Raw genomic sequence first — 21,999 nt, 5'->3', positions numbered from 1 at the left:
GCCGATTAGGCTTGGCGCACTGGTGGTGTTAAACCACAACCACGTAGAATGATTTCGCTTAAGGTATCCCCGACACGATGTAGATCTGCTTCGTCGTATTGCTCTTTACCTGTCAAAGCAAAGATCTGGGCCTCGAAGTCCGCGTAATGCTGGGTTGTTGACCAAATCATAAAGATCAAGGCGACAGGATCCACCTTACGCATTTTGCCCGTATCGATCCATTGCTCAATCACACCGACACGAGATTGCAACCAAGGGCGCAGATCTTCTTTTAGGTAGTCGCCAATGTATTGCGCACCTTGAATGACTTCTTGGGCAAAAATACGAGAAGAGCGACCATTTTCAAAACTTTGGCGAAGCTTGGTGCGTATAAAACTGTCTAACACCAGCGCAGGATCGTCACTGGCCGTGGCTTTATCAAACAAGTCATTCCAGCTGTCAGCGATGTTATTTAACACCTGCTTGTACAGATTCGCTTTGGAGTGAAAGTAGTAAACGATATTCGGCTTAGGCAACCCAGCTCGCTCTGCGATGTGCTGCAGACTCGCTCCACCAAAACCTTTCAGCCCAAATTCAATTTCAGCCGCTTCTAAAATACGCGAAAACACTTCTTCACGGTTGGCTTGACGCTTACTCATGAGTCTTCATATTCCTTCGATTTAACCACGTATAGGATCTAACTGATCCGATACGAGTGTGTTTGGAGCCAGCTCATAGGCTCGCCCGAAACCTTTAACAAAACGCCCACTACGTGGACTTAGCTTAAACATTTGAAAGTCACCCAATTGCAGCAGCTGGGCTACAATGTCACCGTGACGCTGCAACAGTGCTTCTCCAATGATTTGCCAGTGTTCGCTATCTCGAACCACAGACTCGACGACCATGTCGTACTGTAAACGTCTTCTGGCGTATACAGTATCGCAATCGGCTTCATCAGCAATGATCAAGACCGACGCATTGTTAGCATTTCCCAATGCTGCAGTGTGATGCGCGAGCGCACTCACCAAAATATAGAGGTCCCCTTGGTGCGCCACAAATGGCGCGTAAGAAGCGATCGGTAAACCTTGCGCATCAACTACGGCTAACATCAGAGACCGCTTGGCCTCTAAAAATGCCGCTATCTCTTGCTCTAATTCCGTCGCCAAGCGCTGATTTTTCAAAGTTTACCTCACCCTAGTTAACTCAATCTTAGGCGTCGGCTAACAGTGCCTTTAATTCAGCCGCACTGCTTAACTTGCCTTCATCTTCAATGTTTGGGAACACAGCGATAGTGATGTTGTCTTGCTCTAGACTTGGCAACCACATGCTCTGGAAGGTTTCCAATGACACCTCTACTGGCTCGCAGTCATCCCATTCGTCAATCGCCCATTGCGCGGCAAAGTCCGCATCCGGCCAAACCATGACGCAATCGCCTTCATCGGTTTCTACCATGACAAAGCCGTCTTCGTTACTCAAACTCCAAACAACCTTGCTGTCTTTCACACTATTCACAAAATACTCCAAACGTACATCATCTGGAGAGGCTAATAGCTGAATTCGTTGATCTAGGCTTAATTCTTCGCTCATTTTGGGGTCTCTAATCAATAGTATTAAATCAATGTATCGGCTTAAAACAGCGCCACTTCGTCTGCCGTTAGCGCTCGGTACTGGCCTTCTGCTAAATCACCTAGCGCCAACTCGGCAATCGCCTCACGGTGTAAACGCTCAACCTTGTTACCAGTGGCCGCTAACATACGCTTCACCTGATGGTATTTGCCTTCACTAATGGTCAGTAAGATCTCATTGCTGGCGATACGCTCGGCTTTAGCAGGTTTGGTTAAACCTTCTTCGCTTTTTAACTGAACGCCCTGCTCCAGTTCGGCTAGCGCGGCATCACTGACTTCCTCAGCGGTCCAAACACGGTAGCGTTTTGGGCAATCGCTCTTGGGCGAGGTAATGCGGTGCAACCATTGACCATCAGTGGTCAACAGCAGAAAGCCTGTGGTATCCATATCCAAGCGGCCCACCACGCGTAGATCCTTTTGCTCATGTGCCGCGATCAAATCCAATACCACAGGATGCTCACCATCTTCCGTGGCACACACATAGCCTGCAGGCTTATTCAACAAGAAGTACTTTTCTTGTGGCCAAGCTAATAGCTCATCACGACAATGAATAACATCCGATTGTTGCACTGAATGGTTGGCTTTTTTGACTTGCGCGCCATTAACGCTTACCTGGCCCTTGCCAATCATTACTTTGGCTTCTTTTCGGGACAGACCTAGGGTATGGGACACATAAAAATCTAAACGCACAACGGCATCGGTGAAAGGTTTTGACATAGGAATTTGGCTGGCTCATTCGATTGGAATAAAAAATAACGCGCGTTTGCTGCACGCTAAGCCGCCATAAAGCGACGTTGCGAGCCATAACGGCATGATGACCATCATACCTGACCCGCAACGTTTAAGAAATGAAGATTAGAAAAGCTGTTTAGAAGCTGACGCTGTAACGACCTGGCTTATGGTTCATCACCAACATAAAGTTCAGAATCACAGCCCCTAGAATCGAAATCGCCAGCAGTTCAAGGTCTACGACAAAAATAGAGGCAAATACCACGGAACAATCGACCGCCATCATGAATTTACCAATCGGTACACCACGGGTTTGGAACAGGTAGCGCGCTAGGATATTCAAGCCACCTAGACTGGCGTTATGACGAAACAACACCACAAAACCCACCCCAATCAAGAAGGCACCGGTCACCGTCGCATAGACAGGATTGATATCCTGTAATTGCAAGAACATCGGCGTCAGATCGGTAAAGGCCGAAACTAAGAACACTGATGCAAAGGTTTTTAAGGTAAATTCCCAGCCAATACGGCGAATCGCCAACCAGTAAAACGGCAGATTGATGACAAAGAAAATCTGACCAAAGGTAAACGACGTCAGATAATTCAATAGGAACGCAATCCCCGCTGTGCCGCCCGTCACTAAGCCGACTTGATTGTAAAAGTTAATCCCCAACGCAATCAGCATAGTACCGGTGAGGATACCTTGAACATCTTCTAACTTAGTATGTCGCTGAATATTCGCCACCGCTGATGACATGGAAACCTCACACTCAATAAATCAATAGAGTGTGTATTTTAGTCGCTGCCATGTCCCTACTCTATGGGCTGTAGATTCTGAAAAGGAATCGGCCATCACAAAGTGTCTACATTTATGTACACCTTAATGTGATTGGAGCAAACACCAGACCTGCCAGCAGAGCATGGCGCCTAGCACCAACATTAGCGCATCAGTAACCATAACTGACCTGCCATTCTGGTGCTGGTTGAGTCCGCTGTTTCAGCCAGTTGATTCGATGGCTGCGTTTTGCCACGGCCAGTTTATTGCCGTAAGTCTGTGAGAACAGCTCCCATTCAAAACGAATATGGTTGGCCGTTTGCTCGATAAGATCACGATGCTCCGGCTGAAGATTGGGAGTGACTATGATGCTTTGCAAAAAATGAACACCTTGCTCAAAGTATTCATTGGCTTGCAGCCACTCTTTCATAGAAATGGATGTTTCCGCTAGATTCAAGTAACTGACAATCACAGCAGATACAGCAGACTCAGCATCGTTAGCAAAGTCATCTTTAAAGGTCGCTTCGGCGCAGGCTAACGCTTTGCGCCCCAGCTCTAGGGCATCGGAGTATGCGGCACGAGAATGTGCTGCATTTGCTTGACGAGTTAAATGCTGCCAGTAAATCATGGAATCCTCCTTCCCTATTGATAGGAATGATTATCATCTAGAAAAGAAGAGAAGTCCAATTAAATGAGAAATATTCTCATTTTACCATTCAATACCTGGTTGTGCTTTTACGCCAGACTCAAACGCATGGCGCTCGTTAGCGATTTTGCTGTGGGTATCAACACTGTCTAATAGCTCTCGTGGAGCGGTGCGGCCTGTCATCATCACGTTTTGATGAGCTGGACGCTGGGCTAGCGCTTGAATCAAATCTGCTACTTCAAGATAGCCGTACTTGTACATGTAGGTAATTTCATCCAGCAGTACAAAGTCGATGTTCTCATCCGCTAGGGCCTGCTTTGCGACTTCCCAGGCCTGATTGGCGGCCTGTTGCTCTAACTCTGGATCACGGGTTTCCCAAGTAAAGCCATGGCCCATCACATGAAAATCGACTTGCGGGTGCTGGCCGAAAAACAGCTGCTCACCGGTTTCCTTACGGCCCTTGATAAACTGCACCACGGTCGCTTTGTGGCCATGACCTAACGCACGCGCCATAGTGCCAAACGCGCTCGAGCTTTTACCTTTGCCATTACCGGTTAGCAAAATCGACACGCCACGCTCTTCGGTGGCCGCGGCAATTTTCTTATCCACCACTTCTTTTTTCTTCAAGCGCTTGGCCATCTCGATTTGCGCTTGCTGTTCTGGGGTTCTCTCCATTGTTATGAATCTCTTTTTTTGAATAGTAACCAGCTTGGATAATACAAGCCTTTATGAATCGCGAGGATTCTCAGTATAAAGATAAGGAAGGTGGCGTAAATCGAGTTATATTCATGCCAAGGCAGATTTTGTTCCAGTAGCACCACCAACATGGCCCCTAAAAACGCAGGCGTGGCGTAGAACTCTTTACCCAAAACGAGCGGCGCACGGTCACTCAGTAAATCTCGAATAATCCCACCGGCGACACCCGTAATCACCCCCATGGTAATGGCGATAATGGGGGAAAATCCCTGGCTTAATACCTTCTCCGTGGCGACCACCGTAAATAGCGCCAAACCGAAGGAATCGGCATAGTGGAACACGCGCTGACGGTTCTCAATCACTCGCACGCCAAAGAAGGCAAACATCGACGAGACGATCGCTACCCATAAGTAAGAGGTGTCCTCGACCCAATATACCGAGTCCATTCTTAGCACCACGTCTCGAATGGTACCGCCCCCTAGAGATGCCACCATCCCTAATAAAACGATACTAAAGATGTCCATATTGCGCCGCCCGGCCGAAATCACGCCGGTGATGGCAAACGCCGCAATACCAATCATGCCCAGCATATAGAGCAACATATTAAGCTCCTATTTTACCCAGTCCCCTGCGCCTAAACGATTGAGCATGGCATAGCCGTCGCCAATGTCCAGCTCAGTAATGCTTGAATAACTAGGATTGAAACGAAAACATTGTGCTAACGGCATGTCACACAAAGACGCGACCAATACCTTAATCACCCCTGAGTGAGTGACCAATACCGTGTCTTGGTCAGCCTGCTTAATACCTTCAAACCAAGTCATCACTCGCGCTAGTAACTCGACCAAGCTTTCTCCTTGATAGGGCGCCCCATCCACTAACGCCTCTAGCCAAGCATCAATCTCCGCTTTTGGAATATCACTCCAAAGGCGATTTTCCCAAGTGCCAAAATCCACTTCTTTTAACGCATCCACTGGCGCTGAATCTGGATTCAGCGCCTCTGCCAGCAATCGCGTACGCTGCAACGGACTATGGTAAAACTGCCAAGACTTTTCCGGAAACTGCTGCGCCAACCAAGCCTGAATCGCCTCAGCATCCTGCTGCCAATCGGTCACCAGCGGCACATCCGTTTGACCATAACATAAGCCTTGTTCGACATTCGGCTTCGGATGACGCAACAGCAACAACTTCATTAAGCTTGCCATCCTAGCAAGGTAAACAATACCAAGATCTCGCCAATTTGTTCCACTGCGCCCAAGGTATCGCCGTTATAGCCATTGATGCGACGCCACAGATACAAGCCACAGGCAAAGCCAGCCATTACCAATACCGACAAAATAGAGAACCAGGCACTGATACCAATGAGCGTGATAATGAAAGCCATCGATAGGGCTATCCAGACAGCTCCGCGAATGTTGATATCAGCAATCATGGACTGTGCTTTGCTCTGCCCTAAACTGACATAATTCATCGTGGTCATGATGCCTAACGGCAACCAGCGCGCGGCCACATGCACAGTGATCCAACCGAGTAACACAAACAACATGCCGTCTTGCCAAAGTGACTTGGTAATCCACTGACTCAGTAACCACCATTTGATGGCGAAACAGAAGATGCCCGCCAACACACCGTAACTGCCCACGCGGGAGTCTTTCATAATGGTTAAGCGTTGTTCTTGATTCCAGCCACCGACTAAGCCATCACAGGCATCCATCAAGCCATCTTCATGAAATGCACCCGTGAGCAGCACCGCGCTTAGCATCATCAGTAGTGCTTGGAATTCTGGCGACCAGCCACTAAACAACAGTGGCCAAGCGCTGAACAGTGCTACCCAAGCGCCCACCCATGGCAAAAAGCACACGCTTGGCGTGTGCTTTTTAGTGGTATCCCAATCGATGTTTAATGGGATTCTCGTGTAGGTCGCCAGTGATCGTTTAAAGCCTTGCCAATCCAGATCAAGACGCATTACTCACTCCTGCTGATTCAAAACTGGCCATTTCATTAAAGAAGGCCACGGCACTTTTGATAATCGGATAACTTAAGATGGCACCTGAGCCTTCCCCTAAACGTAGATCCAATTTCAGAATCGGTTCCGCGTTAAAGTACTGCAACAAGGCTTGATGGGCCTGCTCGTTAGATTGATGGGCAAAGATGGCATAATCCGTTACCGCCGCCTGTAATTTACTAGCAAACAACAGCGCCACGGTACAAATAAAGCCATCCACCACAAACGGCTTACCCAGCTCCGCTGAACGCAGCATGGCACCTGACATAGCGAGGATTTCTAAGCCCCCCACCTGTGTTGCCACTTCCCAAGGTGCCCACTCACCCACCGGTTTGTTTAGCGCTTGCTCGGCACGCTTAAGAGACGCAGCGATAATCTGCGCTTTTTTTGACACGCCCGCTTCATCTAGACCGGTGCCACGACCTGCGGTTTGCTCTGGCTGGGTGCCAGTGATTGCACTCATCATGCAAGAAGACACGCCGGTATTACCAATGCCCATTTCACCGAACAATAAAATATCGGCGTTTTGACACGCATCGACTTCCTCAGCCCCTGCCGCTAACGCTTGATTCACTTCATCGAGCGTTAAAGCCGCCTGTTCGGAGAAATCTTGGCTGGCGTAAGCAACCTTACGCTTTGACAGCAAAGGATGATCGGGCATATCGACTTTCACACCCACATCCACCACTTTTAGCGCCACATCATGTTGACGACAAAATACGCTCACCGCTGCGCCACCGGCTAAAAAGTTCGCCACCATCTGTGGTGTCACTTCTTGTGGAAAGGCACTGATGCCTTTGTCCACGGCACCGTGATCTGCGGCGAACACCAGCATTTGTGCTTTTTCAAGCTTAGGCACAAGTGTTCTTTGGATGCGCGCCATTTGAAAAGCGATGCGCTCTAAGCCACCTAGAGAACCTGGGGGTTTGGTTTTGAAATCGATTTTGTGTTGGATATCTTGGTCTAATTCACGGCTCAAAGGAGCCACTTGGAAGGCTTTTAACACAGGCACCTCACAAAGGTTTCAGACATAAAAAAGCAGGTTATAAACCTGCTTTTACCGCACGCTGACGCACAACTTCATAGAGACACACACCGGTGGCAACCGATACGTTTAGACTTGTCACTACCCCTGCCATTGGCAGCTTAATCAGGTAATCACACTGCTCACGAGTCAGACGACGCATACCATCGCCTTCTGCGCCCATAACAATCGCCGTAGGAATCGTTAAGTCTTGCTCATATAGCGTCTGCGTGGCTTCCCCTGCGGTCCCGAAGATCCATACGCCAAGGTCTTGTAACATTTTCATGGTACGAGCCAAGTTGGTCACCGAAAACACTGGCATGCTTTCCGCGGCACCACAAGCTACCTTGCTTACTGTCGCGTTGATCGATGCAGATTTATCTTTCGGAATCACCACCGCATGGGCACCCGCTGCATCGGCACTACGTAGACAAGCACCTAGGTTATGAGGATCGGTCACACCGTCCAAAATCACAATCAAAGGCACAGCATCTAGGTTTTTCACCAAACGCTCTAGATCTTTCTCATCACCAGTTTTGGTGACTTCTGCCAGAGCTACTACACCTTGGTGGACAATGCGTTCTTTGCTTTTGCTAAACAGCTGATCCAAGTCGCGACGTGGCACCTGATTAACACGAATTTTCTGCGACTGACACAACTTGATAATGCGTTGCATCTTTTTGTCGTCGCGCCCTTCCTGTAGGCGCACTTCCTTCACTTTACCATCTTGGCCTAGCGCGTTTTCTACGGCATGAATGCCGTATACCCAATCTAAATCTGCCATTTGGCTAACACACTCTTTCTATTGGTCTAATTAATCGCGAACACGCGCTTTGGCGTTACTCTTTTTCTTTTTAGCCTTAGGCTTAGCATTTTTAGCTTTGGTGCCAGTCGCCTTCTTAGCCGTAGCAGGTTTTTTACCTGCTGACGCCGAAGCTTTAGAAGACTTCTTAAAGCGCGGTTTCTTGCCTTTGCCGTCGTCTTTTTTCTTACCTGACTTCTTCGGCTTATTGCCCCACTCTTCGTCCGCTGGCGCCTTTTGACCTTCACGATCTGGGCGAGTTTTCGGCTTCACGCGGCCGCCTAATTCCATCGGTGGTAATTGTGCTAGCTGCATTTCTAGCTCAGACAACTCGTCGCGATCCATACGTTTTTTCGGCGTTGGACGGCCTTGTAGCATTTGCAAGTCAATCTTGCGTTGCTCAAGGTTCACACCGGATACCGTAACACGCACTTTTTCGCCTAGACGGAAAACTTTGCCGGTACGCTCACCAATCATGGCTTGATGCTCAGGGTCGTGGACAAAGTAGTCATCCCCTAAACCGGATACGTGCACTAGACCGTCAACGTATAGACCACCTAGTTCAACAAACAAACCAAATGGCGTTACCGCGGTCACAATGCCATTGAACTCATCACCTAGATGTTGCTCAACGTACTGACACTTCAACCAAGACTCCACATCACGGGTGGCTTCGTCAGCACGGCGTTCCGTTACCGAACAGCTGTCGCCCAACTCATCCATGGCCGCTTCGTCATAGCCGTAGATCTTGTTCGCTTTTAACGTCACTGAGCCAGGTACTTTGTAAGCTTGAGCCACTTTTGGCGCGCCGTCACCACGAATCAAATAGCGAATCGCACGGTGTACCAATAAGTCAGGGTAACGACGAATCGGTGAAGTGAAGTGGGTGTAAGCATCGTATGCCAGACCAAAGTGGCCAACGTTATCAGGCTGATACACCGCTTGCGACATAGAACGCAGCAACATGGTTTGAATACTGCGGGCATCGGCACGATCACGGATTTTATCAGCAAGGTCAGCGTAATCTTTTGGTGTGGGTTTCAAACCACCGCCTAACTCAAGACCGAGCACAGACAAGTAAGTGCGCAGAGCTAACAGCTTCTCTTCACGCGGGCCTTCGTGGATACGGAACAAGGCTGGCAAGTTCGCTTTCAACAGTAGTTCAGCGGAAGCGACGTTGGCGCACAACATACACTCTTCGATCAGCTTGTGGGCATCGTTACGCTCAATCGGCACGATTTGCTCAATCTTAGCGTTCTGATCGAACACCATACGGGTTTCCACCGTATCGAAGTCCATCGCACCACGCTCTTCGCGAGACGCACGCAGTACTTGGTACAGGCCGTAGAGATCATCAATATGAGAAACGATATCTTTGTAACGCTCACGTAGCTCAAGGCCTTGATCATCAGGCTCCGCTTCAATCATCTTGGCTACTTTTGAGTAGGTCAGACGAGCGTGGGAGTTAATAATACCTTCGTAGAACTTGTAACCACGCATCTTACCGCGAGTGGTCAAAGAGATTTCTGCCACCATGGCTAGACGATCCACGTTCGGATTCAATGAACACAGACCGTTCGATAGTACTTCTGGCAACATTGGTACAACGCGACCTGGGAAATACACCGAGTTACCACGCAAGATGGCTTCTTCGTCCAATGCAGAGTTTTTCTTCACGTAATGCGATACGTCAGCAATGGCAACAAACAGCTTCCAGCCACCCGGTGTTTTTTCACAGTACACCGCATCGTCAAAGTCACGAGCGTCTTCACCGTCAATGGTCACAAATGGCGTTTGACGCAGATCAACACGATTCAACTTGTCTTCTTCCGCGACTTCAGTGGTGAAATGACTGACCTGCTGCAGCACTTCTTTTGGCCATTCATTCGGAATCTCGTATTGATGAATCGCCACATCGATCTCAAGACCTGGCGCCATAAAGTCACCTAAGATCTTTTTCACGATGCCTTTCGCGGCCACATGACGCTCGGCATAAGTGACGATCTCCACCAAGACATATTGACCATGCTTCGGTGATAGACCAGAAGACTGTTCGATCATGATGTCTTGGGAAATGCGTGGGTTCTCTGGCGTCACAAACGCTGAGCCGCTTTCTTCGTAGTAACGGCCCACCAGTGTGCTGTGCTTACGCTCTTTGATTTCAACAACGACACCGTCCAAGCGACCCTTGATGGTTTTGCCCGATAGGCGAACGACCACAAGATCGCCATCCATTACCGATTGCATTTGGCGTGGTGATAAGAAAACGTCGTCGGCGTCTTTGCGTAATAGGAAACCATGGCCATCTTTTTGGCCTTGCACGTAACCTTCGATCAAATCGCTTTCTACGATAGGAGAATAAGCATCATCAAAATTGCTGACCAGCTGATGATCACGGCACATGGCAATTAAACGGCGACGCGCAGCTTCGATGGAATCTTCATCTTTTAAGCCAAACGCTTCACAAAGTTCTGGGTGAGTAACAGGACGACCCACCGAGGCGATGTGCTCTAGTATGTATTCGCGACTCGGAATGGGATTGTCATATTTTGATGCTTCCCGATCTCGAAATGGGTCTTGAATGTTGTTTTTACTCAAACGGTACCGTCCTATTAACAGAAGCACGTCATTGCGCACTTCTTATTGTGTGTTTATTAATGCGGGTAAGTATAAGTTATTCTTAAAAAATACTCTCTAACCAGCATGACAATCTTCATCATAGCTGCAACTTCAATCAAGGATCATCTTGGTAATAACACTACAAAACCGCGATATCCGTGTCACTCTTACCTGATCGAGCCCTATCTAAAGGCGCTTTCTGCTACGGTTTTATGACTAAAAACATTTAATTTAGATCAGAAAACACTCAAAACAGCCGATCAATCAACTTCTTCGATAGATTAAGCCCTCTTTGGCCTAGCCGCGATTTCGGCTTAAATGCATCTCAGCCATGATTCTGGTGGAAATTTCTTCCACCGACAGCCTGGTGGTATTCAAAAATGGGATGCGTTCTTGGCGATAAATGGCTTCTACTTCGTCCAATTCATAACGACATTGGCGCGCTGAGGCGTATTTAGTGGCCGCCATACGTCCGGTACGAATTTGATGCAACCGCTCGGGATCAATGGTCAAACCAAACAACTTATGTTTATGGGGTTTCAACACTTTGGGTAAGCCTGCGCTATTGAAGTCGTCTTCCGTTAAAGGATAGTTAGCCGCCTTAATACCGTATTGCATCGCCAAATATAAACTTGTGGGGGTTTTACCAGAGCGCGACACGCCTAACAGAATGATTTCCGCTTCATCATAATTTTTAACCGACGCCCCATCATCATTGGCTAAGGCGTAGTTAATGGCGTCGATACGGCCGTCATAAATCCCCTCTTTAATACCATGGGCTTTTTGCGCGTTGGGCTGCGCGGGCACCCCTAACGCTTTCTCAATTGGAGACAATAAATCACCAAAAATGTTGTAACAATGGCTTTCACAGGACTCTATCACAGCGCGAATTTGCGGGTCGGAAATGGTGAAAAACACCAAGGTATTCTCACCTTTGTCCGCTTCTTCTTGTAATTGCTGACAGAAGCCATGGGCCTTATCTAGGGTCGATAAAAACGGCACACTTTGCTGTTTAACTGCCACATCAAAGAAGGACAGCATGGCTTGGCCAAACACTTCCGCCGTGATTGCTGTTCCGTCGGACACAAAATAAACCTTCACAAATCACCTCCATTTTGGTGTAAAGCAACTACATTAAAAAAGCTGATTGAAATAAAACAACATCGAATAATCGATTTTATTCATTGATCCGCCTCTTCTTACAATGAATTCACTTGCTCGGTTTTAGCAAGTGAATAACAGCGACTCGATAATAATTTTAATGTAACAAGCTGAGGTACACTGTGAGCAATTTTATTAAGTGGTTTAGTGATCTGCGCCTTGATGATGTAGGTGAAGTAGGTGGAAAGAACGCGTCTCTAGGTGAGATGATTTCCAACCTTTCCGATTTAGGTATTCAAGTTCCTAATGGTTTTGCAACGACCGCTTATGCTTATCAATCCTTCCTTGAAGAAAGTGGTCTTAACCAAAAAATCCACGATTTGCTCGACACACTAGACGTGGACGATGTGCACGCTCTAGCACAAGCAGGCAAGCAGATTCGTACCTGGATTGAAGAAGCCCCTTTCTCTGACGAGTTCAATCAAGAAATCGAACAAGCTTACGCTCAGCTTGCTAATGACAACCAAGGCGCATCTTTTGCGGTACGCTCTTCTGCAACCGCTGAGGATTTACCAGATGCCTCTTTCGCCGGTCAGCAAGAAACCTTCTTAAACGTGCAAGGCTTAGACAACGTCAAGCTGACCATCAAGCAAGTGTTTGCGTCGCTGTTTAACGATCGCGCCATCTCTTACCGCGTCCACCAAGGCTTTGAACACAAGGGTGTTGCCCTATCGGCAGGCATTCAGAAAATGGTGCGCAGTGATATTGGCGCTTCTGGCGTGCTGTTCACCCTAGACACTGAATCAGGCTTTAACGATGTGGTGTTTATTACCGCCGCCTACGGCTTGGGGGAAATGGTGGTACAGGGCACCGTCAATCCAGATGAATACCATGTTCATAAAGGCACACTAACAGCAGGCCGACCAGCCGTCGTGCGTAAAACCTTGGGCAGTAAAGCTCAAAAAATGGAATACGCTGAAGCTGACAGTGACGAATTCGTGAAGATAGTACCGGTCACCCTTGACCAGCAAAATCAGTTCGCCTTAAGCAATGACGAAATTGAAGATCTGGCACGTCAGGCGATGATTATTGAACAGCATTACCAGCGTCCGATGGACATCGAATGGGCCAAAGATGGCATCGATGGCAAACTTTACATCGTGCAAGCGCGCCCAGAAACCGTGCGCTCACAAGCCAATACGCAAAGCATGGAACGCTACAACCTGAAAGACACTGGCCCAGTGCTAATTACGGGCCGTGCCATTGGTCATAAAATTGGCTCAGGTAAAGTGAAGGTGCTTAGCTCCATTACGGAAATGGACCGCATTCAAGAAGGTGATGTTTTGGTTACCGATATCACCGACCCAGATTGGGAACCGATCATGAAAAAGGCATCGGCCATTGTTACCAATCGTGGTGGCCGAACGTGTCATGCTGCCATCATTGCCCGCGAACTAGGCATTCCAGCAGTGGTCGGTAGCGGCGATGCCACCAGTACGCTAAAAGACGGTCAAGAAGTCACCGTTTCTTGTGCCCAAGGGGACATGGGCGTGGTTTTCCAAGGCGCCTTGGCATTTGATGTGGTGACCTCAGAAGTGGGCAATATGCCTAAACTACCGGTTAAAGTGATGATGAACGTAGGGAATCCGAACCGTGCCTTTGACTTTGCCATGCTACCGAATGCTGGCGTGGGTCTGGCGCGCCTTGAATTCATCATCAACCGTATGATCGGTATTCACCCTAAAGCACTACTGAACTTCGACAAGATGGATGCGGGCTTAAAAGAAGAAATCACTTTCCGTACCGCAGGTTACGCAGGTCCAGTTGAGTTCTACGTGGATAAACTGGTAGAAGGCGTGGCAACTTTGGCTTGTTCCTTCGCAGATAAGCCTGTAATTGTGCGCTTGTCCGACTTTAAGTCTAACGAATACCACAACTTGGTCGGTGGCCCACAGTTTGAGCCTGACGAAGAAAACCCGATGTTAGGCTTCCGTGGTGCGGCGCGTTACATCGATGAATCGTTCCGCGATTGCTTCGCTTTAGAATGTCAGGCCATGCGCCGTGTGCGCGATGAAATGGGCTTTACCAACGTACAAATTATGATTCCGTTTGTACGTACTCTGGAAGAAGCGGAACAGGTGATTGAGCTGCTAGCGGAACATGGTTTGGTGCGCGGCGAGAATGGCCTAAAAGTCATTATGATGTGTGAATTGCCATCAAACGCTCTGCTTGCCGATGAATTCCTTGAATTCTTTGATGGCTTCTCAATTGGTTCAAACGATTTAACTCAGCTAACGCTTGGCTTAGATCGTGATTCTGGCTTGATCGCCGATAAGTTTGACGAACGTAACCCAGCCGTTAAAAAGCTACTGAAAATGGCCATTGAAGCCTGTAAGGCAAAAGGCAAATACGTGGGGATCTGTGGCCAAGGCCCATCCGATCATGCGGACTTTGCTGATTGGTTGGTAGCACAAGGCATCGAAAGTGTTTCACTCAACCCAGACACCGTGGTTGAAACATGGCTGCATCTTAATGAAGTAATCACCAAGAACGCTTCATTGAGTCAGAACGCTGTTTAATCGCAGCACTCTCTAGGTTCTTTGCCCCGCTTCATGCGGGGCTTTTTTTTGCAGGCAATAATATTAACGTAGCTGACTATCTTTACTGCCGCTACGGTTGTACATGCTTTGGGCTTTATCGTGGTTTTCAAATTCAGATTGACAGGCAATGCATAGACGTACGCCAGGGATCGCCTGACGACGGCGCTCAGGAATCTCAGCATCACACTCTTCGCAAAACTCTAGGCTATCACCGACTGTCAGGCGGCTACGAGCACGCTCGACCGCTGAGTTTACTGTTGCGTCAATTTGATCTTGTACCGCGCCATCATGCGCCCAACCACTGGCCATATGCTCTCCAACACTGACTTAAAAATGAAACATCTTATCAGTATAGAAACTGATCACTCCAGCGGCAATAGCCAGTATTGGGAAGCCAATGTTCAGGCAGATTGACCTTTAAATGCGTCGGATTTAAGCAATTAAAGCTAAAGAAATCACTGGCAAGAGAATAGACAAAATAGACATAGCCATTTTATGTAAGCCAAGGTTAAGCTGACATTTAAGGGCAATTAGAAGAAAAGAAGGGATTTACCTGGAGCAAGGAGATACTTGATTTAAATGGAGGCCGGAGTCGGAATCGAACCGGCGTACACGGAGTTGCAGTCCGCTGCATGACCACTCTGCCATCCGGCCTCTATAAAATCATCTAGCCTTAAAAATCAAAAAGGCACCAAATGGTGCCCGGGACCGGAATCGAACCGGTACGATATTTCTATCGCAAGATTTTAAGTCTTGTGTGTCTACCAATTTCACCACCCGGGCTAGACTCTACTGAAATGGAGGCCGGAGTCGGAATCGAACCGGCGTACACGGAGTTGCAGTCCGCTGCATGACCACTCTGCCATCCGGCCTCAATCAGTAAATCTTTAGAGAATGGAGCGGGAAACGAGGCTCGAACTCGCGACCCCAACCTTGGCAAGGTTGTGCTCTACCACTGAGCTATTCCCGCGTCTCAAAAGATGGAGCGTATTCTATAGAAATAGATCGATACGTCAAGGGATTATATTAAATAAATTCTTCTCTCAGTCACTTTTATTGAAATTGTACAAATAGCGACCGAGAGAGATTATTCCTTATACAACAATAACTAACCTTTGCTGGAATCGTTCGATGTCAGCTCTGGCCAAGCGGCTTTCAGATAGATGTACATGGACCAAAGTGTTAGCAATGCGGCGATCACTAAAACGAATAAACCAAGGTATGCCCAGCCTGTATCAGGTGCGTTGGATAACAAAATAAAGATCGCGACCATTTGCATGGTGGTTTTGACTTTGCCGACAAAGGACACCGCGACACTGGCACGTTTGCCCATCTCAGCCATCCATTCTCGCAACGCCGAAATCACAATTTCACGGCCGACAATCACGGCACTGGCCAAGGTCATTAATACACTGTCGTACTCAGCCACCAAGACCACTAACGCCACTGATACCATGACTTTGTCTGCCACAGGGTCAAAGAAGGCTCCAAAAGGGGTAGTTTGATTTAAAGCGCGGGCCAGAAAACCGTCCAACCAATCAGTGATCGCCGCGATACCAAAAATGGCCGCACTGGCATAAAAGCGCCCTTCCCAAGGTAGGAAATACACCACCACTAACACGGGAATCAGGAAGATACGTAATGACGTGAGAAAGTTTGGAATGTTCATTAAAAGCCTTTTTAAAAAGAATGCCCAACACTTAAAGATGGGCTTAGCTTAACTTTTATGAAGGTAGAGGTATATCTCTTGCGCTTTATTTCCACCGATACCTTTGACTTTAGCGATATCCTCTTGCGAGGCCGCTAACAATTCTTGATAACCGCCAAAGGCGGTCAATAGATCTTTACGGCGTTTGGGACCAATACCTGGAATATTTTCTAACGCCGAATGGCGGCGTTTTTTATCACGACGACGGCGGTGATTTTTCACTGCAAAACGGTGCGCCTCATCACGAATATGCTGAATCAAGTGCAAAGCGGATGAATCCGGCGGCAATACCACTTCGTCTTCTTTAGACCCTATGTACAGGGTTTCAAGGCCTGGCTTACGGGTATCCCCTTTCGCTACCCCTAATAAGAAGATATCGACCAAGCCAAGCTCTTTTAACACCGCTTCGGCTTGTGACAACTGCCCTTTACCACCATCAATCAGCAACACATCGGGTGCCGGAATCTCACCCTCTTTAACGCGCTTATAACGGCGCGTTAACGCTTGATGCATGGCACCGTAATCGTCCCCAGGCTCAACACCTTCGATGTTGAAAGAGCGGTAACGTTTCTTGTCTGGACCATCAGGCCCAAACACCACACAGGACGCCACGGTAGCTTCACCACTGGAGTGGGAAATATCGAAACATTCCATATGCAACGGCGGTTCTTTAAAACCCAACACCTTTTGCAATGCGGTAATGCGACTAAAATGATTACGCTTGTCAGTTAAGCGCGCCTGTAGGCCCTGCTCAGCGTTTAGCTTGGCCAAATCTAACCAACGGGCTCGCTGTCCACGCACATTACTGGTGACTTCGATTTTCTTTTGTGTGGTTTCCAGCAAGGCATTTTCAATTGCTTCTTGGTCTTCAATCTCATGACTTAAGATAAGAGACTTAGGTAATTCTTGAGAGCCACCGATATATAGCTGTGCGATAAATGAAGACAACAATTCTGATTCATTTATCTCAATCGGCATTTTCGGGTAATGGCTTTTGCTACCAATGACTTTGCCTTGGCGTACCATCATCACATGTACACAGAAACCGCCCGGTTGAATCAAGGCCGCAATCACATCCGCATCACCCGTTTGGCCATAGACATGCTGCTCTTCTTGTACGTGCTTTAACTGAATGATTTGATCACGCAGCGCCGCCGCGCGCTCAAACTCCATATCCGCTGCTGCGGCCGACATTTGCTCTGTCAATTCCGACGTCAATTCTTGGTTTTTGCCCTGCATAAACATGTGCGCGTGACGCACGTCTTCAGCGTAATCCGCATCACTAATCAACGACACACAAGGGGCGGAACAACGCTTAATTTGATATTGCAAACAGGGGCGTGTGCGGTTGGCATAAACAGAATCTTCACACTGACGCACCCGAAATACCTTTTGCATGGCAATCAGGCTTTCCTTGACCGCCACACCGCTTGGAAAGGGGCCGTATAATTTGCCTTCTGTGCTTTTAGCACCACGACGGAATAAGATCGCCGGATGCTCATGATTAGAAATGAGAATATAAGGATAAGATTTATCGTCACGCAGCAAAATATTGTAGGGCGGACGATGTTGCTTAATCAAAGTCTGCTCAAGCAACAAGGCTTCGGTTTCGCTTTTTGTCACCGTGATTTCGATGGCATCAATGCGACTCACCAATGCCATCGTTTTAGTCGTTAACCCTGTAGCACGAAAATAACTGGACACTCGATTTTTGAGGTTTTTTGCCTTACCAACGTATAGCAATTCTCCTTTGCCATACATTCGATAAACGCCAGGGCGTGTTGTGAGGTTTTGAACGAAGTGTTTAGGATCGAAATCTTGGGACACTAATTTACCTTTATACGAGGCCTAAAACGTTATAGCGCATGGCTAAACGTGCTAGTTCAACATCACTTTGGATGTCTAATTTTGTAAAAATACGCTTACGGAAGGTACTGACGGTTTTATCGGAAACGTTTAAACGATCGGCAATTTCTTTGGTTTTGACACAATCAACGATCATTTGTGCCACTTGCAGCTCACGCTCAGACAGCTCACCGAACGGCGAATCACTGCCATTTTTAGAGGTTTTCGCCAGCGCTACTTTTTGTGCCACAACACGGGATAGGTATTGTTTGCCTTGGAACACGGTTTCCAATGCTTCTACCAATTCTGATTGGTCAGAGCCCTTGGCCACATAACCACTCGCGCCCGCTTCCATCATTTTAGCTGGATAAGGAGCATCGTCAATCGCAGACAACGCAATCACTTTGGTATTCGGGTGTAAGCGCGCAATTTCTAAGGTAGCCCCCAGTCCGCCGATCCCAGGCATATGTACGTCCATTAAAACAACATCTATGTGCTCCTGACGCAGCACCTTCAGGGCTTCTTCACCACTGTGTACACTACCCCACACTAGTACCCCTGGAATGTCTTCAATGACACGCTTTATCCCTTCACACACCATGGTGTGATCATCGACGATCAGAACCTTACGCATCTTTACCTCATTTAAAGCATGAAACTCAACACACAATTTTATCGTTTACGAATCTTTGCGAACAGTAATAATCTCTTACTTAAGGTAGCTATTTGTAAGAGATAACGACAGAAAATTGCTCTTTACGCTAACCCCTCAGATTAACTCAAGATCGCTTTGTAGTGTTTTGTTAAAGTCATAACCAAAAGCTTATATCACCCTAGAAGCTTTATGCTTTTTCTAACTAGGTAAGTTCCCTTTGTACCCCAATTTTGCCAACGCTTCTAACGCACGTTCACGGTACTGCGCACGGATTTTTGTACCCTGTGTTTTATATAAATAGTACAAATGTGGTGCTACATCACTTTCACTTACTTGCAATGCATCAGCAATCTCTGCAAGTAATGACTCCAATACCGGTGCAGATTTATCTTCGATCATCACAGGTTTTGGAATCACCAGTTTCTCGCCATTAATGACTTTATCAACATAACCGGTGTAATGCTTTTCAAAAACTGGCCACGAAGTGCGCTCATCTTCCGTACTTAAGAAATGCCAACCGGTTTCTGCGCCGGCAAAATACACTGCAGGATGAGACCAAGCTTTCTCCTGAGGCTTATGACGACAACTGCAGGCTTCCATATAGGCCTGACGTGGCTCAGGTAGACCATAAGCGCGATAGGCGGTTTGGATCACCGATAAAAACTCAGATATAGTTGGCGGCCAGGCATACTTTTCTTTCGTGCGCTCTACCGCATAAGCCAATAATGGTTCTTGAAAACCTTTTAATGCAATCGCCCACTCTCTCTTAGCAAGCTTTACTTCTTCCGTCGTAGCATAAGCCGAGGCAAATTTATGGGTATAAATCGCCTTAAAACGCGCAAACAGCATATTCACCAATACACGAGTACGCTGCTCTGCCTCCTGCGCGGCTTGGTTTGGTTCGCGCTCACTACCAGTCTGTGTCGTGGATGTTGGTGAGGGCGTTGCTAACTTGCTCGCGATTGGATTTAGTATTTGCTGAATAGGTTGCGGTTCCTTCATAGGATTGACGATCCGATTGCTTGTATTGCCATTGACGTTTTACGTATTTGAAAAATTCACTGTTCCAAGTACGAACATTTTTACGCTGTTCTTTTATGCGTAACAAAAACTCAGCGAGTAAGGATTCTGCAAAGGCTCGCTCAATACCCGCCTGCTGAATTTGCTCAAAGGTAGCGTCTTCTGGAAGCCATTGATCAGGCTGACGCGTACGCTCCTTTGCTTCTAGGTATAGATCAAAATCCGATAATCCTCGACGATCCTGTGCTGACGAAGGCATCACTGGTGTCGGAGCTTCTGCCATCGTCGATGTACGTGAGCGCTGAGTAAACTGTGCTTGCGGTGCACTGGCTTTATCTGACGCTTCGTTTTGTAGACGAGACAGTTTACTCATCAGCTCATCATTTTGTGGACTTGTCGCTTGTTGAGGCGCCTCGACGTTGCGAGTACGCGCTGTCGACGGTGCGGCTGAACGTTGCCCTTCCTGTTGCTCTAGCAATATTTCTAGACCAGTTTCTGTACGACGGAACTGTAACGCTTGCGCCATTTGCAAGCTGCTCAAGAGACGTACTACATAAGGAGAAGTCCAAAAAGGCAACATATCGACCAATTCTCTATGAGAAATTTTCATCTGGCGATTACCAAGATGGTGGGCTTTTTGTTGCAAGTAGGTCAGTAAAACACTTTCCTCAAGGCCAAGTTCACAGGCTAAGTTAAACGAGACGGGTAACAGAAAATCTGGGGCAGCCATAGATACGACCATTTCATTCGGGGTTATTCAGTTTACCAAACGGCAAAGCTTTTAGCACGATAACTCGCTTTTTAGGCATGAATCAAGCGCAAAAAATAGGACTTTCACAAAACTATGACAGGCACATTTCTTTACAATGAAATCCTGTTGACAGGGAATTTTTAGACTCCTATGCTGGAAATGTGCCGCGAAGTTAGACGCCTTTCTGGCTTCAACAATCGGCCAACTTTACTGAGGAGAAAGTTGTATGTATACAATAAATATTACTGGTCACCACGTCGACATCACTCCAGCTATCAAAGATCACATCAATGAACGAATGAGCAAAATTGCTAAATTGAGTGATCAGATCACTTCAGTCAACGTGACGCTTATTCAGGACAGTAAAGAACAGAAAGCAGAAGCACGAATACACTTGCCAGGCAAAGAACTGTTTGCCACTGCTTCATCTGAAGATCGTTTGTTCCATGCAATTGATGGCATGATTGAGAAACTTGCCCGCCAAGTGGACAAACACAAAACCAAACAAGCCTCAGGTAATCATAAAGCGGCTGTCGCTTCATAACATTGATTCATTTAACAAATTTCCCTACACGCCCGCTTTTTGCGGGCGTGTTCGTTTGTGAGACAGATTTATTGATTGAACTTTGGAACTTACGCCCGCATAGTCTGTCATAGGTTTCAGGATAATCTAACTAGGAGAACCTTTATCATGCGCTACACAGATGCCCTTTCGACACATACGTCCCAAGCGGCCAATAAAACGCTGCGCAATACGTATGGCTTACTATCGCTGACTTTGCTTTTCAGTGCCTTCACTGCCGGTATTAGCATGGCGTTTAACTTGCCACACCCAGGCTTGATTCTCACTTTAGTGGGTTTCTATGGTTTGCTTTTCCTAACTTACAAATGTCGCAACAGCGCAATGGGCCTATTGTGTGTGTTCGCGTTAACCGGTTTTATGGGCTTAACCCTTGGCCCAATCCTAAATGCTTACCTAAGCATGTCCAATGGCGCAACGTTAATCATGAGCGCATTAGGCATGACAGGTTTGTCTTTCCTTGGACTTTCTGCCTACGCACTAGTCTCTAAGAAAGATTTTAGTTTCCTTAACGGCTTCTTAACAGTCGGCTTTTTTGCTCTATTGTTTGCCATGATCGCTGGCTTCTTTATCCAGCTACCAGCACTACAGATCTTTATTTCGGTTGGCTTTACGCTGTTCTCTGCAGCGGTGATTTTGCTACAAACCAGTGAGATCGTTCGTGGTGGTGAAACCAACTACATTATGGCAACCGTGAACCTTTATGTTGCTTTGTACAACATGTTCCTAAGCCTATTGTCACTGTTTGGCATGGCAAGCGACGATTAATCGCTCCTCCTGTTTTAAAAGGCCGCAGACTGCGGCCTTTTTTATGTGTAAAATTTGCTTTATTTACTCAA

The 21,999-nt window shown here is 47.3% G+C and carries 23 protein-coding genes and 4 tRNA genes; 3 read left to right on the top strand and 24 right to left on the bottom strand.

Annotated elements, in window-relative coordinates; all coding sequences use genetic code 11:
• Window positions 1–5: 5 nt before the first annotated feature.
• From ACOSVP_RS09420 to ppsR, 14 genes are all read right to left on the bottom strand, one after another.
• Window positions 6–638: a TetR family transcriptional regulator C-terminal domain-containing protein gene (locus ACOSVP_RS09420; protein WP_487347237.1), complete on the bottom strand. Its 633-nt coding sequence runs from the start codon at window positions 636–638 to the stop codon at window positions 6–8.
• Between the two features lie 21 nt (window positions 639–659).
• The gene (locus tag ACOSVP_RS09415) at window positions 660–1,160 is read right to left on the bottom strand and encodes a HugZ family pyridoxamine 5'-phosphate oxidase (RefSeq protein WP_487347236.1); all 501 of its coding nucleotides are present in this window, start codon (window positions 1,158–1,160) and stop codon (window positions 660–662) included.
• Between the two features lie 28 nt (window positions 1,161–1,188).
• Window positions 1,189–1,566, bottom strand: coding sequence for a DUF2750 domain-containing protein (locus tag ACOSVP_RS09410; protein WP_487347235.1), 378 nt, complete (start codon window positions 1,564–1,566; stop codon window positions 1,189–1,191).
• 41 nt (window positions 1,567–1,607) lie between these two features.
• Entirely contained in the window at window positions 1,608–2,321 is a 714-nt protein-coding gene (locus ACOSVP_RS09405) for a pseudouridine synthase (protein WP_487347234.1), read from the bottom strand.
• A 151-nt stretch (window positions 2,322–2,472) separates the two neighbouring features.
• A complete protein-coding gene (locus tag ACOSVP_RS09400) occupies window positions 2,473–3,090 on the bottom strand; it encodes a YitT family protein (protein WP_487347233.1) in 618 nt (205 codons plus the stop codon).
• Between the two features lie 190 nt (window positions 3,091–3,280).
• Complete coding sequence (locus ACOSVP_RS09395) at window positions 3,281–3,736, bottom strand: DUF2753 family protein (protein WP_487347232.1); 456 nt, start codon at window positions 3,734–3,736, stop codon at window positions 3,281–3,283.
• Window positions 3,737–3,817: 81 nt separating this feature from the next.
• Window positions 3,818–4,429, bottom strand: a complete 612-nt coding sequence (cobO, locus tag ACOSVP_RS09390) for a cob(I)yrinic acid a,c-diamide adenosyltransferase (protein WP_487347231.1) — start codon at window positions 4,427–4,429, stop codon at window positions 3,818–3,820.
• 2 nt (window positions 4,430–4,431) lie between these two features.
• Window positions 4,432–5,052 (bottom strand): trimeric intracellular cation channel family protein, encoded by a 621-nt coding sequence (locus ACOSVP_RS09385; protein WP_487347230.1) that lies wholly within the window; start codon window positions 5,050–5,052, stop codon window positions 4,432–4,434.
• Window positions 5,053–5,061: 9 nt separating this feature from the next.
• Complete coding sequence (locus ACOSVP_RS09380; RefSeq protein WP_487347229.1) at window positions 5,062–5,643, bottom strand: histidine phosphatase family protein; 582 nt, start codon at window positions 5,641–5,643, stop codon at window positions 5,062–5,064.
• Entirely contained in the window at window positions 5,643–6,416 is a 774-nt protein-coding gene (locus ACOSVP_RS09375; RefSeq protein ID WP_487347228.1) for an adenosylcobinamide-GDP ribazoletransferase, read from the bottom strand. Before ACOSVP_RS09375 ends, ACOSVP_RS09380 begins: the two co-directional genes overlap by 1 nt.
• Window positions 6,406–7,443: a nicotinate-nucleotide--dimethylbenzimidazole phosphoribosyltransferase gene (gene cobT, locus ACOSVP_RS09370; protein ID WP_487347416.1), complete on the bottom strand. Its 1,038-nt coding sequence runs from the start codon at window positions 7,441–7,443 to the stop codon at window positions 6,406–6,408. The genes ACOSVP_RS09375 and cobT overlap by 11 nt, the downstream gene beginning before the upstream one ends.
• A gap of 55 nt (window positions 7,444–7,498) precedes the next feature.
• The gene (gene rlmB, locus ACOSVP_RS09365; RefSeq protein ID WP_055461491.1) at window positions 7,499–8,263 is read right to left on the bottom strand and encodes a 23S rRNA (guanosine(2251)-2'-O)-methyltransferase RlmB; all 765 of its coding nucleotides are present in this window, start codon (window positions 8,261–8,263) and stop codon (window positions 7,499–7,501) included.
• Window positions 8,264–8,293: 30 nt separating this feature from the next.
• Entirely contained in the window at window positions 8,294–10,879 is a 2,586-nt protein-coding gene (rnr, locus tag ACOSVP_RS09360) for a ribonuclease R (RefSeq protein WP_487347227.1), read from the bottom strand.
• Between the two features lie 318 nt (window positions 10,880–11,197).
• Entirely contained in the window at window positions 11,198–12,001 is an 804-nt protein-coding gene (ppsR, locus tag ACOSVP_RS09355) for a posphoenolpyruvate synthetase regulatory kinase/phosphorylase PpsR (RefSeq protein WP_487347226.1), read from the bottom strand.
• A gap of 182 nt (window positions 12,002–12,183) precedes the next feature.
• Between ppsR and ppsA the strand changes: the two genes are divergently transcribed.
• Entirely contained in the window at window positions 12,184–14,580 is a 2,397-nt protein-coding gene (ppsA, locus tag ACOSVP_RS09350; protein ID WP_487347225.1) for a phosphoenolpyruvate synthase, read from the top strand.
• A 63-nt stretch (window positions 14,581–14,643) separates the two neighbouring features.
• On the opposite strand, the gene ACOSVP_RS09345 is transcribed toward ppsA, so the two are convergent.
• The 10 genes from ACOSVP_RS09345 to ACOSVP_RS09300 all read right to left on the bottom strand — a co-directional run bounded on the left by ACOSVP_RS09345 (window position 14,644) and on the right by ACOSVP_RS09300 (window position 20,559).
• Window positions 14,644–14,910: a DksA/TraR family C4-type zinc finger protein gene (locus ACOSVP_RS09345; RefSeq protein ID WP_487347224.1), complete on the bottom strand. Its 267-nt coding sequence runs from the start codon at window positions 14,908–14,910 to the stop codon at window positions 14,644–14,646.
• 271 nt (window positions 14,911–15,181) lie between these two features.
• A tRNA-Cys gene (locus ACOSVP_RS09340) sits at window positions 15,182–15,255 on the bottom strand.
• Between the two features lie 42 nt (window positions 15,256–15,297).
• Window positions 15,298–15,384 (bottom strand) — tRNA-Leu (locus tag ACOSVP_RS09335).
• A gap of 15 nt (window positions 15,385–15,399) precedes the next feature.
• Window positions 15,400–15,473: transfer RNA gene (locus ACOSVP_RS09330), tRNA-Cys, on the bottom strand.
• 23 nt (window positions 15,474–15,496) lie between these two features.
• Window positions 15,497–15,571: transfer RNA gene (locus ACOSVP_RS09325), tRNA-Gly, on the bottom strand.
• Window positions 15,572–15,709: 138 nt separating this feature from the next.
• On the bottom strand, window positions 15,710–16,270 hold the full coding sequence (gene pgsA / locus ACOSVP_RS09320) for a CDP-diacylglycerol--glycerol-3-phosphate 3-phosphatidyltransferase (protein ID WP_487347223.1): 561 nt from the start codon (window positions 16,268–16,270) through the stop codon (window positions 15,710–15,712).
• Window positions 16,271–16,318: 48 nt separating this feature from the next.
• On the bottom strand, window positions 16,319–18,136 hold the full coding sequence (gene uvrC / locus ACOSVP_RS09315) for an excinuclease ABC subunit UvrC (RefSeq protein WP_487347222.1): 1,818 nt from the start codon (window positions 18,134–18,136) through the stop codon (window positions 16,319–16,321).
• A gap of 10 nt (window positions 18,137–18,146) precedes the next feature.
• Window positions 18,147–18,788: a response regulator gene (locus ACOSVP_RS09310; protein ID WP_487347221.1), complete on the bottom strand. Its 642-nt coding sequence runs from the start codon at window positions 18,786–18,788 to the stop codon at window positions 18,147–18,149.
• Between the two features lie 219 nt (window positions 18,789–19,007).
• Window positions 19,008–19,811, bottom strand: coding sequence for a replication protein P (locus ACOSVP_RS09305; protein WP_487347220.1), 804 nt, complete (start codon window positions 19,809–19,811; stop codon window positions 19,008–19,010).
• On the bottom strand, window positions 19,720–20,559 hold the full coding sequence (locus ACOSVP_RS09300; RefSeq protein WP_487347219.1) for a DnaT-like ssDNA-binding domain-containing protein: 840 nt from the start codon (window positions 20,557–20,559) through the stop codon (window positions 19,720–19,722). The genes ACOSVP_RS09305 and ACOSVP_RS09300 overlap by 92 nt, the downstream gene beginning before the upstream one ends.
• Before the next feature lie 247 nt (window positions 20,560–20,806).
• Between ACOSVP_RS09300 and hpf the strand changes: the two genes are divergently transcribed.
• Both hpf and ACOSVP_RS09290 read left to right on the top strand, forming a co-directional pair.
• Complete coding sequence (hpf, locus tag ACOSVP_RS09295; protein ID WP_055461501.1) at window positions 20,807–21,124, top strand: ribosome hibernation-promoting factor, HPF/YfiA family; 318 nt, start codon at window positions 20,807–20,809, stop codon at window positions 21,122–21,124.
• A 147-nt stretch (window positions 21,125–21,271) separates the two neighbouring features.
• A complete protein-coding gene (locus ACOSVP_RS09290; RefSeq protein WP_487347218.1) occupies window positions 21,272–21,928 on the top strand; it encodes a Bax inhibitor-1/YccA family protein in 657 nt (218 codons plus the stop codon).
• Window positions 21,929–21,999: the final 71 nt, after the last annotated feature.

The organism is Marinomonas sp. HM11-D, from assembly GCF_057626615.1.
Note: the sequence above shows the minus strand (reverse complement) of the source record. Positions and strands in the feature narration are given on the sequence as shown.

Excerpts from the sequence above, each read along its gene's own strand:
- ACOSVP_RS09420 (WP_487347237.1), bottom strand. The coding sequence starts at position 638 with ATGAGTAAGCGTCAAGCCAACCGTGAAGAAGTGTTTTCGCGTATTTTA.
- ACOSVP_RS09410 (WP_487347235.1), bottom strand. The coding sequence starts at position 1,566 with ATGAGCGAAGAATTAAGCCTAGATCAACGAATTCAGCTATTAGCCTCT.
- ACOSVP_RS09405 (WP_487347234.1), bottom strand. The coding sequence starts at position 2,321 with ATGTCAAAACCTTTCACCGATGCCGTTGTGCGTTTAGATTTTTATGTG.
- ACOSVP_RS09400 (WP_487347233.1), bottom strand. The coding sequence starts at position 3,090 with ATGTCATCAGCGGTGGCGAATATTCAGCGACATACTAAGTTAGAAGAT.
- ACOSVP_RS09395 (WP_487347232.1), bottom strand. The coding sequence starts at position 3,736 with ATGATTTACTGGCAGCATTTAACTCGTCAAGCAAATGCAGCACATTCT.
- cobO (WP_487347231.1), bottom strand. The coding sequence starts at position 4,429 with ATGGAGAGAACCCCAGAACAGCAAGCGCAAATCGAGATGGCCAAGCGC.
- ACOSVP_RS09385 (WP_487347230.1), bottom strand. The coding sequence starts at position 5,052 with ATGTTGCTCTATATGCTGGGCATGATTGGTATTGCGGCGTTTGCCATC.
- ACOSVP_RS09380 (WP_487347229.1), bottom strand. The coding sequence starts at position 5,643 with ATGAAGTTGTTGCTGTTGCGTCATCCGAAGCCGAATGTCGAACAAGGC.
- ACOSVP_RS09375 (WP_487347228.1), bottom strand. The coding sequence starts at position 6,416 with ATGCGTCTTGATCTGGATTGGCAAGGCTTTAAACGATCACTGGCGACC.
- rlmB (WP_055461491.1), bottom strand. The coding sequence starts at position 8,263 with ATGGCAGATTTAGATTGGGTATACGGCATTCATGCCGTAGAAAACGCG.
- ACOSVP_RS09345 (WP_487347224.1), bottom strand. The coding sequence starts at position 14,910 with ATGGCCAGTGGTTGGGCGCATGATGGCGCGGTACAAGATCAAATTGAC.
- pgsA (WP_487347223.1), bottom strand. The coding sequence starts at position 16,270 with ATGAACATTCCAAACTTTCTCACGTCATTACGTATCTTCCTGATTCCC.
- ACOSVP_RS09310 (WP_487347221.1), bottom strand. The coding sequence starts at position 18,788 with ATGCGTAAGGTTCTGATCGTCGATGATCACACCATGGTGTGTGAAGGG.
- ACOSVP_RS09305 (WP_487347220.1), bottom strand. The coding sequence starts at position 19,811 with ATGAAGGAACCGCAACCTATTCAGCAAATACTAAATCCAATCGCGAGC.
- ACOSVP_RS09300 (WP_487347219.1), bottom strand. The coding sequence starts at position 20,559 with ATGGCTGCCCCAGATTTTCTGTTACCCGTCTCGTTTAACTTAGCCTGT.
- hpf (WP_055461501.1), top strand. The coding sequence starts at position 20,807 with ATGTATACAATAAATATTACTGGTCACCACGTCGACATCACTCCAGCT.
- ACOSVP_RS09290 (WP_487347218.1), top strand. The coding sequence starts at position 21,272 with ATGCGCTACACAGATGCCCTTTCGACACATACGTCCCAAGCGGCCAAT.